Here is a 16,933-nt window from a genome sequence, read left to right on the forward strand (position 1 = left end):
AACCGCATGAGCGTCATCGCCAGAGCCGTCCTCACTCTGGAGAAGCAACGCTGAAAACGCTCAGTGCTGGTGTTCGATCTCCGGGTGGATGGACGCTGAGCTGTATCGCGGGCCCGGCCTTGTCGCCGGCACTGTGCCGCCCCCGGGCCCCGCGGCAGGTGGTGAGCGCTATGCCCACCATGGTCGGCAAGGTGACCCAGGAGCGTTACGACGAGCTCGTGGCTCAGTCGAAAGTCCTGGTCGAGACCGAACGGGACACGCATTTCAAACTAGGTGACAACTCTTTGGAGAGAGAACCCCTCCAGCTCCAAGGGGGGGTGCACGGCCCGCGGCGGGCACGGATGTTCAGACGGTCGAGGAGACCCTTGCCCGGTTTGCGGACGACGTCGGGGTGTCGACGTCCAGCGTGATGCACTACCGCAGCACCGTGTCGGAGTACGGACTTAAGTCCCCGTCCCCGTACGTTTCTTCATCCCCAACTGTCAGGCCACGTCTGTCTCGCGCTCGATGGCCTGGAGGCGGTTCTTGAGTCGGTAGCTGGGGCCGTTGATCGGGACGACTTCGCAGTGGTGCAGGAGGCGGTCGAGGATCGCGGTGGCGAGAACTTCGTCGCCGAAGACCTGGCCCCATTCGCTGAAGGTCTTGTTCGACGTGAGGATGATCGATCCCTTCTCGTAGCGCTTGGAGATCACCTGGAAGACCAGATTCGCCTCGGCGCGTTCGAGAGGCTGGTAGCCGACCTCATCAACGACGAGGACGCTCGGCCGCAGGTAGGAGCCGAGTTTGCTGGTCAACCGACCTGCCGCTTCAGCGGCTTTGAGATTGCGGACCATGTCGTCGAGGCTGGTGAAGTAGATCGAGTAGCCGGCCCTGCAGGCCGCGACCGCCAGCGCGATCGCGATGTGGGTCTTGCCGACTCCGGGCGGCCCGAGCAGGGCCGCGTTGGCCTTGGCCTCGACAAAGGACAGGGTGGCGAGGTCCTTCACCTTGCGCGGGTCGAGGTCCGGCTGGAAGGAGAAGTCGTATTCGTCCAGCGTCTTGTGGTGCGGCAGCTGCAGGCCCGCCAGTTCCTGCGGGGTGATCCCGAGTTCCTCGGCGACCCGCGGGCGGGCTTCTTGAACGTAGAGCTTGACCCGCTGGTAGTTCCCGGTGAACCCGTACTCCGTGACCAGCCGCTCATGGATGACCGCGGCTTTCATCAGGACCTCGGCCCGCAGCATCGCATCGACCAGCGGCGCGAATTCGTCGATCACCCTCGCCCGGGGCCGACCGTTCGGAGACCGCCGCGGCGGTGTCGCCGGGCCCGGCGACGAGAGGTACTTCCGAACCGTCTTGCGGTCCAGGCCCGTCTCCCGGGCGATCTCCGACAGGCTCAATGCCCCGGACTCCAACAGCCCACGGAAGCGCCGCAGTTCCAACCAGCGATGCGGGTCCAAGACCATCGTCAGCCACCCTCCACCGTCACACCGACAGCAGCAGAGTGCCGAGCCGCACGGTTCACCGCATCAACATCTGTCCCTATTCATCCGTACGAAGGCGGGGACGTAACTGTGTACGCCGACACCCCGCCATGCTGCCCCGGCTCACCGGATCAGCGCACCCCCGTTTCCCTTGACCAAAGACATAGGGGCACCCCCCATGCGGCACACGCCGCGACAAGCGTCCCGTAAGCGGGCGCGCAAGGAAAGATCTGCCCGCATCACCTCGTAGCGGTCAAGTACACGAGGCACCGCACGGTCAGGGCGTGTCCGTGTGGGGAGGCAGGGCTGCGTCGAGGGCTTCGCGGATGACGCGGTAGCAGCTGCAGGCGTGGGCCTGGAGGCGATCGCGGTCCAGGATGGTGATGATGCCGCGGCTGTAGCGGATGCAGCCGTCCGCGGCCAGGGCGCCGGCGACCTCGCTGACCGAGGACCTGCGCACCGCAAGCATCTGGGCGAGGAACTTCTGCGTGAGCTCGAAACGGTCGCTGTGCATGCGGTCGGCAGTCATCAACAGCCAGCGCGCGCAGCGTTCGTGGGTGCGGTGGCCGCGGATGCAGCCCGCGTTGCGTGCCAGCTGGGTGAACATCGACTGGGTGAAGCGCTGCAGCGCGTGTTGCAGTTGGCCGTCCAGGACGGCGATCTCGTGGCGGAACCGGTCGGCGTCCATCTGCAGGGCCCGGCCGGGGACCTGACAGAGTGTGCGTTCGCTCGAGGTGGCGACGCCGAGGAAGACGGGGAGGCCGACCATGCCCTCGTCGCCGACGGTGGCGACCTCGACGGTCGGGCCCTCCAGATCGGTGACGATCGAGCACACCCCGATGACGGGGAAGTACACGGTGTCGATGCGCTCGCCGGGCCGGTAGAGCACGTCCCCGACAATCAGTTCGACCGACTCCAGGTGAGGCCGCAGGTGGTTGAGTGCTCTCTGGGGCAGGGCGGCGAGGATCCGGTTGCCCCGCGGGTCATAAGGGCCGGCCGTGTCGCTGATCATCAAGTCCGCCTCTCGTCCTGTCAGGTGGCGAAGGCCGGGGGAATGGCGGCCGCCCACGGCGGCAGCGACACCCGCATCATGCCCGCGGCGCCGGGCACCATCACCAGGCTGACCAGCGCGTGCGCCAGCACCGGCAGGGGCAGCACGAAGTCTATGCAGCCGGTGGCCATCGCGGCGCTCGGCATGCCGGACGCCTCCGACGTGGTGAGATCCTGGGCCAGCGCCCGCCCGCCCGCGCCCCGGACATGACGGACCCCCAGGGCCCCGTCCTGGAGCCGGCCGGTCAGCACCGCGGCCAACACGCGGGAACCGAAGGCGGCCGCGGCGGAGGCGAACGTCGGATCCGCCGCACGGTGGCCCTCCACCGCGTGCAGCGTCACCGCGCCGTCCGGGGTGAACGCGGCCGAGTAGCCGGCCGGCACCACATGGACGACGCCGGGCGTCAGCTCGTCACCGTCGTGCAGCAACCGCACCGGGAGTGCGGAGCGGTACTGCAACACCCGCACCAGGGTGTCCTGTTCACGCACCGGCCGGTGCTGCAGAAGCACCAGCGCGGCCGGAAACGATTCGGGCAGCGCCGCCAGAATCTCGCGGTAGGCACTCACGCCACCCAGCGACGCGGTCATACAGACCACGTCGAAGGCAGCGGAGGGACTCTGTGCGGCACCGAACATAGCGGCAGTCTAGTGCCCGCCACCGGACACAGCGCACACCTCGCGGCAGCACCCGTGGTGAGGAATGCGGCCCGCGGCAAGGGCCCCACTCATGAGATCAGACATAAGAGCAAAGGGGCACGGACAGTCCCTCAGGGTGGTCTGGTTCCCGCGTGAGCGACCGGCCGGCGGTGCTGGTCGTCGTCTTCCGCGGTCGGCTACCGGATGGCCCGCCTGCTCGCCGGGGCAATTCCGTCAGGCCGTCCGATCTATATTTCGGCGCCGGGGCGCGGTGACATGATGCGCATTCTGCTGTCTGGTGCCGTCTGGTGCGTGAATTCGGCACGATATTTTATCGCGCAGGGCGTCTCCATATTCTGTTTACGGATGTCGCTGTCAGCGGATGTTCGCGGGGGCCGCGTTCGAGGTGATGGCCGGGTCCGGAACGGTGGAAGGTTGCGGTGCCGCCGGGCTTTCCGCGGGCTTGGACTTCGCCAGCCACAGGCCGGTGAACACGGCGGTCGCCAGCGTGACGGCGCCGGCGGCGAGGAAGGCGCTGTTGAGGCCGGTTTCGAAGGAGGCGCCGCCGGTCTGCCGGGCGCGGACGATGGCTCCGAGCAGTGCCACGCCGAGCACCGCGCCGATCTGCCGGGTGGTGCTGCTGATGCCTGAGGCGAGGCCACCCTCCTGCGGGCTGACCGCTTGAATGGCGGCTCCTGTCAGTGGGGACATGGCCAGGGCGAAGCCGGCGCCGGCGATTGCCAGCCGCCACCACACGTTCCCGTAACCCGTGTCGGCGTGCACCATGCCGAGTGCGAGGAGGCCCAGGCCGGCCAGGGCCAGGCCGGTGGTGACCACGATGCGGAAGCCGTACCGGGCGGCGAGCCGGCCCGCGTACGGGCTCACGATCACCATGGCGAGGGACAGCGGCAGGGTCTGCAGTCCGGCGCGCAGGATCGAGCTGCCCTGGACGTACACGAAGAACTGGGAGAAGAAGAACGACGAGCCCATGAGCGCGAACCCCACCACGGTCATGGCGGTGTTGGACACGGTGAACAGGCGCTGGCGGAACAGTCCCAGCGGGAGCATCGGGGCGGAACGACGCGCTTCGACGGCGACGAAGGCGGCGAGGAGGATCACCGCGGCGGCGAAGCTGCCCAGGATCACCGGTGAGGTCCAGCCGCGGGCAGCGCCCTCGATCAGCCCGTAGGTCAGTACGCCGACCCCGAGAACGGAGAGCACGGTTCCGGGGACGTCGATCGCGGAGGCGCTCGGATTGCGGGACTCGCCGAGGTGGCGCACGCCGACCAGCAGGAGGAGCACGCCGATGGGCAGGTTGACCAGGAAGATGGCGGGCCAGCCGAAGGCGTCCGTCAGCACGCCGCCGGCCACGGGGCCCGCGGCCAGGCCGATGCCGCTGAGTCCGGCCCACAGCCCGATCGCCTTGACCCGTTCCTGCGGTACGGGATGGGCGGCGGCGAGCAGGGCGAGTGAGGCGGGGCTGAGCGCCGCGGCTCCGATGCCCTGCAGTACCCGGCCGGCGATCAGCCAGCCGAGGGAGGGCGCGAGGGCGCACATCAGCGACGCGACGGTGAACACCGCGACGCCGGTCAGGTAGACCCGCTTGCGGCCGAACCGGTCGGCGAAGACGCCGCCGGACAGCAGCAGCATGGCGACCAGCAGCACGTACGCGTCGACGATCCACTGCAGACCTGTCAGCTGCGTGTGCAGCCGGTGCTGCATATCGGGCAGCGCGGCCCCGACGATCGTGTTGTCGAGCAGGACCATGAACTGGCCCAGGCAGACCACCGTGAGGAGCACGGCCCGGTTTCGTCGACTGCCTGCGCCCGCGGGCGTTGCTGCCATGGGGTTCCTCTCAAGGGTTGGTGGTGCCTCTCCACGACCGGCGTGGTCAGCCTCTGCGCGCCTTAAAGCAGGCGCGGGCTGCGTTAGTGGACTATAGGAGGGCCTCCTCGCAAACGCAAGTGTCGACTGCGTTAAGGTGGTGGGTATGAACGAGCGACAGCCGGCCAGGCGACCCGGGGGGCGCAGCGCCCGCGTCGGCGCGCAGGTGCACCAGGCCGTCACCGACCTGATCAGTGAGCGCGGCTACGGCAACTTCACCGTCGGCGAGGTCGCAGCCCGCGCGGGTGTGGCCGACAGCAGCATCTACCGCCGGTGGGGCAGCCTGGAGACCCTGCTCACCGATGTGGCGCTCACCCGCCTCAACGCGCAGTCGCCGATGCCCGACACCGGGAGCCTCGACGGTGACCTGCGCACTTACGCGGCTGCCGTGGCCCGCGAGATCACCGGACCCGACGGCCTGGCGCTGCTGCGCCTCGCCTTCGCCCTGGCCGGCACCGGCGACCAAGGTCTGAAAGCGCGTGACGCCCTCCGCGCCGAGCGCACCCAACAACTGCAGTCCATGCTCGATCGCGCCGGCGAACGCGGCGAGGACGCACCCTCCGCCTTCGACGTGCTGGACCACGTCCTGGCCCCGATGTACATCCGCGTCCTGTTCGGCATGGAACTCACCCCGGACTACGTCGACGGACTGGTCGACCGAATCCTGTGACGGCGCCGGCCACCCCGCCGGAATTCCCCCTTTTCTCGAACGCGGAAATACATGAGCGGCGGAATATTCGATACCGAATACGGTCGGCCGCGATGGATCAAGTCGTGGGGCATGACTGCAATAAGTAAGTCAAGACTTATCTTTCGAAGAGTTTGGCCGTACGGTATGGCTCGAATCGAAGGAGCCCGCCGTTGTCGAAAATTAATGATTCCGCTGTGCGTGCGCTTGCATCGGAGCAGGATTATGTGTCCTCCTTGTACGGGCTGATCACCGAGCGGCTTTCCGAGGCGCGAGAAAACCGAGCGAGTGTGCTGAAGGCCCCGGCGGACAGCGCCGGTGAGGCGTACGAGAGAGAGATCGCCGCCGAGCGCCTCAGCAAGGAGATCGGCCGGCTGGAGGGCGCCGAAAAGGGGCTGGTCTTCGGGCGCATCGACTGGACGGACGGCACGGCCCTGCGCATCGGCCGGATCGGACTGCACACGGAGGAGGACGACCTGCCTCTGCTCGTGGACTGGCGCGCCAACGCGGCGCGGCCCTTCTACGAGGCGACCCCGGTCCACCCGATGGACCTGCGGCGGCGCCGGCACCTGCGCCTGGAGGAGCGCACGGTCGTCTCGGTGAGCGACGAACTGCTCGACGGAACCGCCCCGACCGACGAGGACGTCGTGGGGGACGGCCCGTTGACCGAGGCCCTGTCGGCACGGCGTACGGGCAGGATGCACGCGGCCGTCGCGACGCTCCAGACCGAGCAGGACGAGATCGTCCGCTCCGCCCACCGCGGGGTGACCGTGGTGCAGGGCGGGCCCGGCACCGGCAAGACGGTGGTCGCCCTGCACCGGGCGGCCTACGTCCTGTACGCGTTCCCGCGCGCCGCGGAGGAGGGTGTCCTGGTGGTGGGCCCGAACGCCCGGTTCCTCGACTACATCTCCCAGGTCCTTCCCTCGCTCGGAGAGAACGACGTCGATATGGCGACCTGCCGGGAACTGGCCGGAGTGGTCACGGACACGGCGGACCCCTTCGGCACGGCGCGGCTCAAGGGCGGCTGCGACCTCGCCGACGCCCTGGCCGGCCTGCTGCGCGGCCACCAGGCGCCCGCCGGTGACTTCACCGTGCGGGTCGGCCAGGAACTGGTTCACCTGTCCGACGAGGAAGTCGCCGTGGCACGCGACGCCGCCGTGGCGGCCGTACCGGGGCACAACCCCGCGCGCCAGGTGTTCAAGGAGCTCCTGGCCGACGCCGTCACCGACGCGATGCAACGGGACATGGGCGACGTCCTGGAGCAGATCGACGCCGACACCGAGAGGATGACGGGCCTGAACCTCGACCGGTTCACGGGCGTCGCCCAGCGCCGTGCCGAAGGTGCGGCCGACGCGGGTCCGGTCCACGAGCTGGACCTGGACGCCATCCGGGCCGACCTCCTCGACGACGCCGGCGTCGACCGGGCGGTCGAGGCGTTGTGGCCGCGGCTGGTACCCGGTGCCCTCGTGAAGGCGCTCCTGACGGACACCGGCGCTCTCGCCGAGCACCTGCCCCGCCTGAACGAGCAGGAGCGGTCCCTACTGCTGCGCGGCCCGGACGACCCGTGGACCGATGCCGATGTGCCGCTGCTGGACGAGGCGGCGAGCCTGGTCGACGGCCCGCCCGCGCGGACGTACGGGCACGTCGTCGTCGACGAGGCGCAGGAACTGACCGCCATGCAGTGGCGGATGATCGTCCGCCGCTGCCCGTCGAGGTCGATGACGCTGGTGGGTGACTTCGCTCAGGCGGGCCCGGTCGCGACCGCACGCGACTGGAAGGAAGCGCTGAGCCCTCACGTCGGACCGCGGTTCAGACTGCACGACCTGACCGTCAGCTACCGCACGACGCAGGAGATCCTGGAGAGCGTCCGGGACCTGCTCACGCGGATCGCTCCGGACCAGAAGCCCACACGGTCACTGCGGAGCGGCGAGAGCCCTCGCACCGTGACCACGCCTGCGGACGGGTCGGTCAGCGCCGTCGTCCGGGAACTCCGCGCCCAGAGCTCCACGCACCCGGGCGAGCTGCTGGGCGTGATCTGCGCGGACACGAGGGTGGGCGAACTGACGGCCCAGGGCATCGCGCACCACGCACGCATCGTGCCGGCGTCCGAAGCGCGCGGCCTGGAATTCGACGGGGTCGTCGTCATGAACCCCGAGGAGATCATCACGGCCCGCCCCGGCGGGGAAAGGGACTTGTACGTGGCCCTGACCCGGGCCACCAAACGCCTGTGCACCGTCACCGTCCAGCCCGCCCGATGACTCGGCGCCCGCGTCGTCGATCCGCACGGAAACGTCGATCCGCACGGAAACGTCAATCCGCACGGGGACAAGGGCTATGTGGGATGCGAGCGGGTGCGGATGATCTCCGTTAGGCAGACGTTAGTGGGACGGCGACTGAGCAGTAGCGGCCACCACCAGAGTGAGTGTTGTTCCCGAGGAGGGGACACCACCCACTACCTACTGGGAGATCCGCCATGCGCTCCAACACCACCGTCCTCGGCAACCGCCGCCGCACGCTGCGCTTCGCCGCCGCCGCTCTGACCGTGGCCGCGGGCCTCTCGCTCACCGCCTGCGGCAACGGCGACTCCGGGAACGACGCGTCCGCCAAGGACTCCTCCCCCGCGTCTTCCTCCTCCTCGTCCTCGTCCTCGGAGGGTGGCTCGACGGCCGGCGACGCCAAGGCGGGCTCCGGTGAGGACACCACGGCAGAGGCAGCCGAGAACGGCGCGACGAAGACCAGCACCAAGGTCACGTTCTGCAAGACGGAGGACCTGGCCATCGACGCCGTGGACGCTGCCCCCGACGAGACCGAGGGCAGGATCGACATCACCATGATCAACCGGGGTTCGACCACCTGCTCGGCGACCGGCTTCGCCGGCGTCGACATCAAGGACGCCGACCACACCACGAGCCCCATCGAACGCGGCCCCGCCCAGCCCCGCGTCACCACCCTCAAGCCCGGCGACGCCGCGGTCTTCAACCTCGCCTACACCATCGACACCACCGGCAACAGCCTCGCGTCCCCGACCGACATCCTGGTGACGCCCCCGAACGAGACCCACACCGTGACCCTGGACTGGCCGGCCGCCGCGGGTGACATCAAGGGCGCCTACACCGACGTGCAGGTCTACCCCACCCACACCACCAAGTAGGCCCGGGGGCGGTGGGGGGCGGTTCGCTTTACGGAGCAGCTGGGGTTTGATGACCTGGTCAGGCGCGTGACGGCGAAATGCGGTCCACCTACCTACCGGAGCCAGGATGGGAGCCATGCGACTTCTGCCGCATCAGGTCGAGGCGGTCGACGGTGTTCTGCGGGTTCTGCAGGATCCGGTCGACGGGAGGGTACCGGCGGACGGGTTGCGGGCGCAGGTCGTCTCCGCGACGGGGTCGGGGAAGACGTTGATGGCGGTGGAGGCGGCCCGGCGGTTGAAGGCGCGGCGGGTGCTGGTGCTGGTGCCGACCCTGGATCTGCTGGTGCAGACCGCTGCCGCCTGGCGGGCCGGTGGGCGTGGCGGGGCGTTCGTGGGGGTGTGTTCGCTCGGTGCCGCCGACAGTCGGGGTGTGCCGTGTACGACCAGTGCGCAGGAGCTGGCGTCGTGGCTGGAAGGCCCGGACCGGGTGACCGTGTTCGCCACCTACGCGTCATTGGGGTTGCGGGTCCTGCAGCGGGCGCATGCGGCGGGCGTGGAGGTGTGGGATCTCGTCGTGGTGGACGAGGCGCACCGGACGAGCGGAGATGCCGGGAAGCCGTGGGCCGCGGTGCATGACCAGGAGCAGCTTCCCGCGCGGCGGCGGTTGTACATGACGGCGACGCCCCGGGTGTGGGAGGCCGCCGGCGGGGACGTGCCGCGGATGGTCGCGTCCATGGACCGGGAAAGCGATGTCTTCGGGCCGGTGGCGTACGAGTTGAAGCTGTCGGAGGCGATCCGGCGGGGCATCGTGGCCCCGTACCAGGTCGTCTGCGTGGATATCCGCGACGAGGACGTGCACGGGGCGTTGCGCGACGCTCCGTCGGGCGCGGACGAGGTGCGGGGTGCGCGGCTCGCGGCGTTGCAGACGGGGCTGTTGACCGCGGCCGTGGAGGAGAAGCTGCGCCGCATTCTGACGTTCCACAGCCGGGTCGCGGAGGCGGAGGCGATGGCGGCCGGGGTGCCCGCCGTCGCGGAGCGGCTGCATGCGGATGATCCCGGAAGGTTTCCGGCGCCGGGGCGGGTGTGGGCGCGATGGCTGTACGGGGAGCATCCGCCCGGTCACCGGCAGGCGGTGCTGGAAGAGTTCGCGTCCGATTTCGTTCCGGGTGAGGACGGTGCGGAGGTGAAGGCCGCCGTTCAGGTTCTGGCGTCGGTGAAGGTGCTGGGCGAGGGGGTCGATACGGCCCGTTGTGACGCTGTCGCCTTCATGGATGCGCGGGGTTCGATGGTCGACATCGTGCAGATGGTCGGGCGCGCGCTGCGTATCAGGCCGGGTGAGGGGAAGCTCGCCACTTTGGTGGTCCCGGTGTTTCTCGGCCCGGGTGAAGAGGGTTCGCAGATGCTGGTCTCCGATGCCTACGGCAGCCTCAGCAAGGTCCTCGGTGCCTTGCGGGCGCATGACACGGAGACGATCGAGGCTCTGGCGGATTCCCGTGTGCGGAGCGGGAGTCGGGGACGCGAGGAGGACAGCGGCGAAGGCGTCGAGGAAGGCACCGAGGACAGCGGCGCAGCCGATGACGGCGTGGTGGGCGGAGCGGCCACGGACCTGTTGAAGTTCAGTACGCCGCGTGATCCCGCGCTCATCGCGCGGTTCATCCGGCTGCGGGTCATCGATCCGGAGAACGCGTACTGGCGCCGTGGCATCCAGGCCTGCCTCCAGTACCTGAAGGAGACCGGCGGCGAGGTGCTGCGGGTGCCGCAGCGGTTCGTGACGCCGGAGGACTGGTCGCCCGCCGGTTTCCCGCTCGGTGTGTGGGTCGCGGATCAGCGCCGGTACTACAACGCCGAGCTCCTGGAGGCCGAGCGCGTACGGCAGTTGGACAAGCTCGGCATGGTGTGGAACGCGCACGAGACCGCCTTCGACGAAGGCCTCAACGCCGCGCGGGCCTGGGCCGAGGAGCATGGGCATCTGCTGGCGCCGGTCGGTGCCGTGGGCGGGGGCGGGTTCCCGGTCGGGGTGTGGCTGAAGAACCAGCGGGCCGCCGCGCGGCAGGCGGCCCAGGCCGCTCTCGCGCACGAACGGGGGCGGCCGGTGGGGCCGGGCGGGTGGGGGTTGTCCGAGAGCCGTCAGGACGCGCTGGATGCCGTCGATCCCGGCTGGTGCCCTGCCTGGGACACGGCGTGGCAGCGCTGCTATCGGCTCGCCAAGAACCACGTCGATGGCAGTGGTTCGCTTCCCCAAGAGCCCGGCGTCCTGGTCGTGCAGGGTGAGGATCTCGGCGCGTGGGTGCGTGCGCAGCGCCTCGGCTGGGCCGATCTCGTACCTGCCCAGCAGTGGCTGCTTCGGGAGGTGCTGGGGGTGGAGGAGGCCGGGGAGGCGGAGCGGCCTGTCCGGCGTACGCAGGAGGACAAGTGGGGGCTCAACCTGCGGGCCGCGCGGCGCTTTCATGCGCGTGAAGGGCATCTGCGGGTGCCGCGGAAGCACACCGAGTTCGTATCGGTCGAGGACGCCGGGTCCGTAGCGCTCACGGACACCGGGTCCGTAGCGCCCAAGGTCACGGGGGCCGTAGCGCCCAAGGACACCGGGTCCGTCCCTGGCGGGGTGGGGGCCGATGGGGACGGAGTGCCGGTTGCCCTGGGGATGTGGATCGCCAACACCCGCCGCCGTGCCGGGAAGCTCACCGCGAAGCGGCGTGACGACCTCGATCGGCTCGGCATGCGCTGGTGACAGGTGGTGGTTCAGATGGGTTCAGGTGGGTTCAGATGGATTCGGGTTGGTTCAGATGGGTGACGCGTGGTGGGTCAGGTCGTGATCGTGGTGACGGCGTCCAGGCCGTAGGTGCGGGCGTAGCCGTTCTCGGTGCCTACGAGGAGGTCGACGACGGTGAAGTAGCGGTCCCAGAAGGGGGTTTCGCGCAGGGCGTCGATGAGGAGCTGGTAGGCGTCGTGGTCGTCGGCCTCCCAGACCCAGACGTCGGTGACGCGGGTGGAGTAGAACTCCGTGTCGTAGAAACGTGAGCGGACGCCGGTGGTTTTGGCCTTGATCGCCGGGATGACCTGGGTGGTGAAGGCGTCGACGCGTTCCTGCGGGGTCATGGCGAGCCATTCGGGTGTGGTCTTGATGAGCATGAACGCGGTGACCGGCGGCGCGGTTTTCTCAGTGACAGTGGTCATGACGGGTTCCTTACTTGAGGATCGCGGGCTTGAGGGTCCGGGCGCACCAGTCGTGGAAGGTGGTGGGGGTGCTGGTGGCCGGGGTGCGGGTGACGCCTGCGTCGAGGCCCTCGTTCTTGGCCCGCTTCATGTCGACGATGCCCTGGGCGAACGCCTTGTTGAGCCCGTAGCCGATGAGGCTGGTGTGGAGGTTGTCGAGCGGCTGGCGTTCGTAGCGGACGGGGCGGCCGAGTTGTTCGGTCATGATGCGGGCCAGGTCGTTCGGGGAGAGGTCCTGGGGGCCGAGGACGGGGACGCTGTCGCTGCCGGACCATGAGCGGTCGAGCAGCAGGCCGGCGGCGACGGCCGCGATGTCGGCGACGGCGACGAGGGGCGCCTTGCGGTCGGCGTCGGCGGCGTCGGTGAAGACGCCGCTCTCGCGGATGGTGTCGGCGTCCTCGAGGAGGTTCTCGAAGAAGGACGGGTTGGCCAGGGCGCGGTAGGCGACGCCGGTGTCGGTGAGGAGGTCGTCCATGGCGAAGGTGGCGGTGACGAGTCCGGCGCGGTCGGCGACCGGGGTGCCGCGGCCGAGTGCGGAGACGCCGACGACGTGGCCGACGCGGTGGGCGGTGAGGGCCTCGGCGGCGGGGCGGGTGAAGCCGCGGTAGGCGTCCTCGGGGGTCCGGGACGCGTCCGGGGGGACGAGCCAGAACACGGCGTCGGCGCCTTCGAAGGCGCGGTCGACGACGTCGGCGTCGCCGTGCGAGCCGGTGACCACCTCGACCTGGTCGCGGACCGCGTCGGGCAGCCGGGCCGGATCCCGTACGACCACGCGCAGTCGTTCGTCGTGGGCGGGAGCGGATTCGAGGAGCAGCGGCAGCAGGTGGCGGCCGATGTTCCCGGTGGGAGCGGTGATGACGATCATGGAAACCTCAGGGTCGGTCGTGCCGGATCGGGACGACCTCATCCTGCGAAGGACCTTGGTGTTGCCACAATGGGAATCTCGGCACAGGATCATTGCCTGAAATGGAATAACGCCTATGAGCAGCAGTAAGAGCAGCAGCAACAGCGGCAGTAAGAGCGGCAGCATCAGCGGTGTGAGCACTGGTGCGGGCAGCGGTGCGGAGCCGGTCATCGATGCCAATCTGGCCGTCGCGTTGGACGCTCTGCTGGCCGAGGAGAGCGTCACGCGTGCCGCTGCCCGTCTGCACACGTCACCGGCCGCGATGAGCCGCACGCTCGCCCGGCTGCGGCGCATCCTCCAGGATCCATTGCTGGTGCGGGCCGGGCAGAGCATGGTTCCGACGCCTCGTGCGCAGGCGCTGCGCGAGGAGACGGCCGCGGTGGTGCGGCGGCTGGGTGCGCTGCTGGCTCCTGGCGCCGGTGTCGATCCCGCCGTCCTGCGCAGCACGTTCACCCTTCAGGTGGCCGATCTGGTCGGCGCGGCGCTGGCTCCGGGGATGCTGCGGCTGGCCGGGCAGGAGGCGCCGGGGATCTCGTTGCGGTTCCGGGCCGAGGAGTGGGAGGCCGGACCGGCGCTGCGTGAGGGCCGGATCGACCTGGAGGTCGGGGCCATCGACCATGTCGACCCCGAGACCCGGGTCGAGGAGCTGGTCACCCTGCGGATGGCGGCGGCCGTCCGGAACGGACACCCGCTCACCGAGGGGGACTTGACGCCGGACCGGCTGGCGGCCGCCGACCACGTGGTGGTGAGCCGCCGGGGCCGGTTCACCGGCCCTTTGGACACCGCGCTGGCCGAACATGGCCTGCGCCGGCGGGTCGCCGTCGTCCTGCCCGGTCACCTGGCCGCGATGAGTCTGGCCGCGCGCAGCGACGTCGTGTGCCTCGTCCCCACGGCGCTCCCGGGCGCTGTCGCCTCGCCGCTGACGGATGCCGCCTTCGCGCTGGGGCTGCGCGTTCTCGACATCCCTCTGCCGTTGCCGCCGCTGACGATCGGCATGGCGTGGCATCCCCGTCATGCGGCCGACGGGGGGCATCACTGGTTGCGGGAGGCGGTTCGTCGGACGTTGCGGGGGGCGGGGGGTTCTGCGGTCTGACGGCGGATCCGGGGAGCCTGAGGACTGCGCGGGGGTCGCTCCCCGTTCGCGACGCTCCCGTTCGCGACGCTTTCGCCGCGGTCGGAAATCCAGTTTTCGGTTGATCGACATGCCTGAACTGTGCAAGCATCTTAACGCAACAGTCGTCGCTCTTACGGTCCGTCCTGCCGAGAGGAACCGCCTTCACGATGCCGCCCGTTCCCGCCGTTCCCGCCGACCCCACCGTGCTCCACCCGATGCCCGATCACCCGCGCGTCGTTCTGCTCAAGCCGCTGGTGAAGTCGCCGCTGATCGAGGCAGGCGAGTACTCGTACTACGACGATCCGGACGATCCGACCGGGTTCGAGACGCGCAACGTGCTGTACCACTACGGGCCCGAGCGGCTCGTCATCGGCAAGTACTGCGCGCTGGGCACGGGCACGCGGTTCATCATGAACGGCGCCAACCACCGCATGGACGGCCCCTCCACCTTCCCCTTCCCGACCATGGGCGGCTCCTGGACCGAGCACTTCGACCTGATCACCGGCCTGCCCGGCCGGGGCGACACGGTCGTCGGCAACGACGTGTGGTTCGGTCACGGCGCCACGGTCATGCCCGGCGTACGCATCGGTCACGGCGCGATCATCGCCGCCGGCGCCGTGGTCACCGGCGACGTCCCCGACTACGGCATCGTCGGCGGCAACCCCGCCCGGCTCATTCGCACGCGCTACGCCGCCGAGGACGTGGCCCGGCTTCTCGCCGTGGCCTGGTGGGACTGGCCCGTTCAGCACGTCACCGAGCACGTCCGGACGATCATGTCGGGCTCGATCGCGGAACTGGAAGCGGCGTCCGCCCTGCTCGGCCGGCCCTGAGAGCCTGCCGCCGCGTCCCGCTCACACTGCCCGCTCGCAGCCCTGAAACGAGTGATACATGTCCCGTCCCCGCGCCCATATCGCGATGGTCGGCGTGCCCATCGTCAGCCACGTGCTGCCCAGCCTCGCGCTCATCCGTGAGCTGGTGGCCCGGGGCCACCGGGTCACCTACGCCAACGACCCGGCTGTCGCCGACCGCATCGAGGCCGCCGGCGCGGAGCTGATCCCCTGCACCTCCACCTTGCCGGTCGCCGACAACGACTGGCCCGCCGACCCCATCGCCGCGGCGAGTCTCTTCCTCGACGACGCCGTCCAGGCCCTCCCCCAACTGCACGCCGCCTACGACGACGACCCGGCCGACCTGTACCTCTACGACATCGGCGCCTACGCCGCGCGCGCCCTCGCGGAAGCGCAGGGCCGCCCTCTCCTGCAACTGTCCCCGACGTTCGTCAGTTGGGACGGCTACGAGGAGGAAGTCGCGGCGCACCTGCGGAAGTTGCCGGGAGCCGACGCGTACCGGGAGAGGTTCGCGCGGTGGCTCGCCGGCTGCGGGGCCACCACCACGGACGTGGACGCGTTCTCCGGGCCGCCCGCCCGGGCCCTGGCCCTCATCCCGCGAGCGATGCAGCCGAACGCCGACCGGGTCGACACCGGCACGGTCACCTTCGTCGGCCCCTGCTTCGACTCTCCGGCCAACAGCCCTACGGGCAAGGACAGTTGGACCCGGCCGGACGACGTCGATCGTGTCCTGCTCATCTCGTTGGGCTCCGCGTACACCCGTCAACCGGAGTTCTACCGTCAGTGCGTCGCCGCCTTCGGTGACCTGCCCGGCTGGCACGTGGTCCTCCAGATCGGCACGTACACGGACCCTGAGGAACTCGGCGCCATCCCGGGCAACGTCGAGGTGCACTCCTGGGTCCCGCAGCGGGCGATCCTGGAGCAGGCCGACGCCTTCGTCACCCATGCCGGGATGGGCGGCTGCGGCGAAGGGCTCGCGGCGGGCGTCCCCATGATCGCCGTTCCGCAGGGAGCCGAGCAGTTCATGAACGCCGACCGGCTCGTACAGCTCGGCGTCGCCCGCCGGGTGGACACCGCCGACGCCACCGCCGAGACCCTTCGCGCGGCCTTGAACTACCTGGTGACGGACCCGGAACGCGCCGTGCGGTCCCAGCAGTTGCAGGCCGCGGCCCGGGCCGAGGGCGGCACACAGCGGGCCGCCGGCCTCGTCGAGTACATGCTGGCCGCCGCCCAGGATCCGGTGCTTTGATACGGCGGTACTGCCGCGCTTCCCGCCCCCTCGACCACTTCACGCGCACTGGGAGACATCCATGCCGACGATAGGCATCATTCTCGGCACCACCCGGCCCGGCCGCGTCGGACCGCAGATCGCCCAATGGGTCGAGAAGGCGGCCGGTGCACGGCACGACGCGACGTTCGAACTCGTCGACATCGCCGACTACCACCTGCCGCTGTTCGACGAACCGCGCTCGCCCCGGCTGGGCGACTACGCGCACGACCACACCCGCGCCTGGGCAGCGAAGATCGACGCGCTCGACGGATTCGTGTTCGTCACGCCCGAATACAACCGCTCGATCCCCGCCGCGCTGAAGAACGCCATCGACTTCGTCTACAACGAGTGGAACAACAAAGCGGCCGGGTTCGTCGGCTACGGCAGCAACGTCAGCGGCGCCCGTGCGCTCGACCATCTGCGCCACATCGCCGGGGCCGTCCAGCTGACCGCCGTACACACCCAGGTCCACCTGTCGCTGCAGAGCGACTTCGAGCAGTACACGACGTTCGCTCCCGCCGAGCGCCACGAGAGCGCACTGCACCAGATGCTCACCGAGGTCGTCACGCTGACTTCGGCACTGGCTCCGCTGCGCTAGGGCCTGTCTTCAAATTCCCTTCGTCCGCCCGAAGGGCGGGCCCCGCGAGGCAGAAGGGAATTTGAAGACAGGCCCTAGGCCCAATGCCGTGACTCTGTTGGTGATCTTGGGTGGTCAAGCGCTGGCGAATCCGGCTGT

Annotated in this window: 14 protein-coding genes; 8 read left to right on the plus strand and 6 right to left on the minus strand. The window is 69.7% G+C overall.

What is annotated here, in order from left to right; translation table 11 throughout:
• Positions 1-482 precede the first annotated feature (482 nt).
• The 4 genes from istB to ABD366_RS40190 form a co-directional block, all read right to left on the minus strand.
• On the minus strand, positions 483-1,442 hold the full coding sequence (gene istB, locus ABD366_RS40175; RefSeq protein ID WP_344443450.1) for an IS21-like element helper ATPase IstB: 960 nt from the start codon (positions 1,440-1,442) through the stop codon (positions 483-485).
• A gap of 295 nt (positions 1,443-1,737) precedes the next feature.
• Positions 1,738-2,472: a Crp/Fnr family transcriptional regulator gene (locus ABD366_RS40180; RefSeq protein ID WP_324768202.1), complete on the minus strand. Its 735-nt coding sequence runs from the start codon at positions 2,470-2,472 to the stop codon at positions 1,738-1,740.
• A 20-nt stretch (positions 2,473-2,492) separates the two neighbouring features.
• On the minus strand, positions 2,493-3,146 hold the full coding sequence (locus ABD366_RS40185; protein ID WP_324768201.1) for a chemotaxis protein CheB: 654 nt from the start codon (positions 3,144-3,146) through the stop codon (positions 2,493-2,495).
• Positions 3,147-3,521: 375 nt separating this feature from the next.
• Positions 3,522-4,991: an MFS transporter gene (locus ABD366_RS40190; protein WP_324768200.1), complete on the minus strand. Its 1,470-nt coding sequence runs from the start codon at positions 4,989-4,991 to the stop codon at positions 3,522-3,524.
• 145 nt (positions 4,992-5,136) lie between these two features.
• Here ABD366_RS40190 and ABD366_RS40195 point away from each other — a divergent pair, with 145 nt between their 5' ends.
• From ABD366_RS40195 to ABD366_RS40210, 4 genes are all read left to right on the plus strand, one after another.
• A complete protein-coding gene (locus ABD366_RS40195) occupies positions 5,137-5,700 on the plus strand; it encodes a TetR/AcrR family transcriptional regulator (protein WP_324768199.1) in 564 nt (187 codons plus the stop codon).
• 245 nt (positions 5,701-5,945) lie between these two features.
• Positions 5,946-7,976 carry a HelD family protein gene (locus ABD366_RS40200; RefSeq protein WP_324768198.1) on the plus strand — a complete coding sequence of 677 codons (2,031 nt, stop codon included), beginning with the start codon at positions 5,946-5,948 and terminating at the stop codon, positions 7,974-7,976.
• 215 nt (positions 7,977-8,191) lie between these two features.
• Complete coding sequence (locus ABD366_RS40205; protein WP_324768197.1) at positions 8,192-8,869, plus strand: DUF4232 domain-containing protein; 678 nt, start codon at positions 8,192-8,194, stop codon at positions 8,867-8,869.
• A gap of 115 nt (positions 8,870-8,984) precedes the next feature.
• A complete protein-coding gene (locus ABD366_RS40210; RefSeq protein ID WP_324768196.1) occupies positions 8,985-11,576 on the plus strand; it encodes a Helicase associated domain protein in 2,592 nt (863 codons plus the stop codon).
• A gap of 74 nt (positions 11,577-11,650) precedes the next feature.
• Here ABD366_RS40210 and ABD366_RS40215 read toward each other — a convergent pair whose 3' ends face one another.
• Positions 11,651-12,022: a darcynin family protein gene (locus tag ABD366_RS40215; RefSeq protein ID WP_324768195.1), complete on the minus strand. Its 372-nt coding sequence runs from the start codon at positions 12,020-12,022 to the stop codon at positions 11,651-11,653.
• 10 nt (positions 12,023-12,032) lie between these two features.
• Positions 12,033-12,926 carry an NAD(P)H-binding protein gene (locus ABD366_RS40220; protein WP_324768194.1) on the minus strand — a complete coding sequence of 298 codons (894 nt, stop codon included), beginning with the start codon at positions 12,924-12,926 and terminating at the stop codon, positions 12,033-12,035.
• Positions 12,927-13,041: 115 nt separating this feature from the next.
• On the opposite strand from ABD366_RS40220, the gene ABD366_RS40225 reads away from it, so the two are divergent.
• The 4 genes from ABD366_RS40225 (at position 13,042) to ABD366_RS40240 (ending at position 16,795) form a co-directional block, all read left to right on the plus strand.
• Positions 13,042-14,058, plus strand: coding sequence for a LysR family transcriptional regulator (locus ABD366_RS40225; protein ID WP_324768192.1), 1,017 nt, complete (start codon positions 13,042-13,044; stop codon positions 14,056-14,058).
• Between the two features lie 188 nt (positions 14,059-14,246).
• On the plus strand, positions 14,247-14,909 hold the full coding sequence (locus ABD366_RS40230; protein ID WP_324768191.1) for a CatB-related O-acetyltransferase: 663 nt from the start codon (positions 14,247-14,249) through the stop codon (positions 14,907-14,909).
• A 58-nt stretch (positions 14,910-14,967) separates the two neighbouring features.
• Positions 14,968-16,176: a macrolide family glycosyltransferase gene (locus tag ABD366_RS40235; RefSeq protein WP_324768190.1), complete on the plus strand. Its 1,209-nt coding sequence runs from the start codon at positions 14,968-14,970 to the stop codon at positions 16,174-16,176.
• A 61-nt stretch (positions 16,177-16,237) separates the two neighbouring features.
• Complete coding sequence (locus ABD366_RS40240; RefSeq protein WP_324768189.1) at positions 16,238-16,795, plus strand: NADPH-dependent FMN reductase; 558 nt, start codon at positions 16,238-16,240, stop codon at positions 16,793-16,795.
• The last annotated feature ends 138 nt before the right edge of the window (positions 16,796-16,933 follow it).

Source organism: Streptomyces kunmingensis (genome assembly GCF_039533535.1).
Taxonomy (GTDB): domain Bacteria; phylum Actinomycetota; class Actinomycetes; order Streptomycetales; family Streptomycetaceae; genus Streptomyces; species Streptomyces kunmingensis.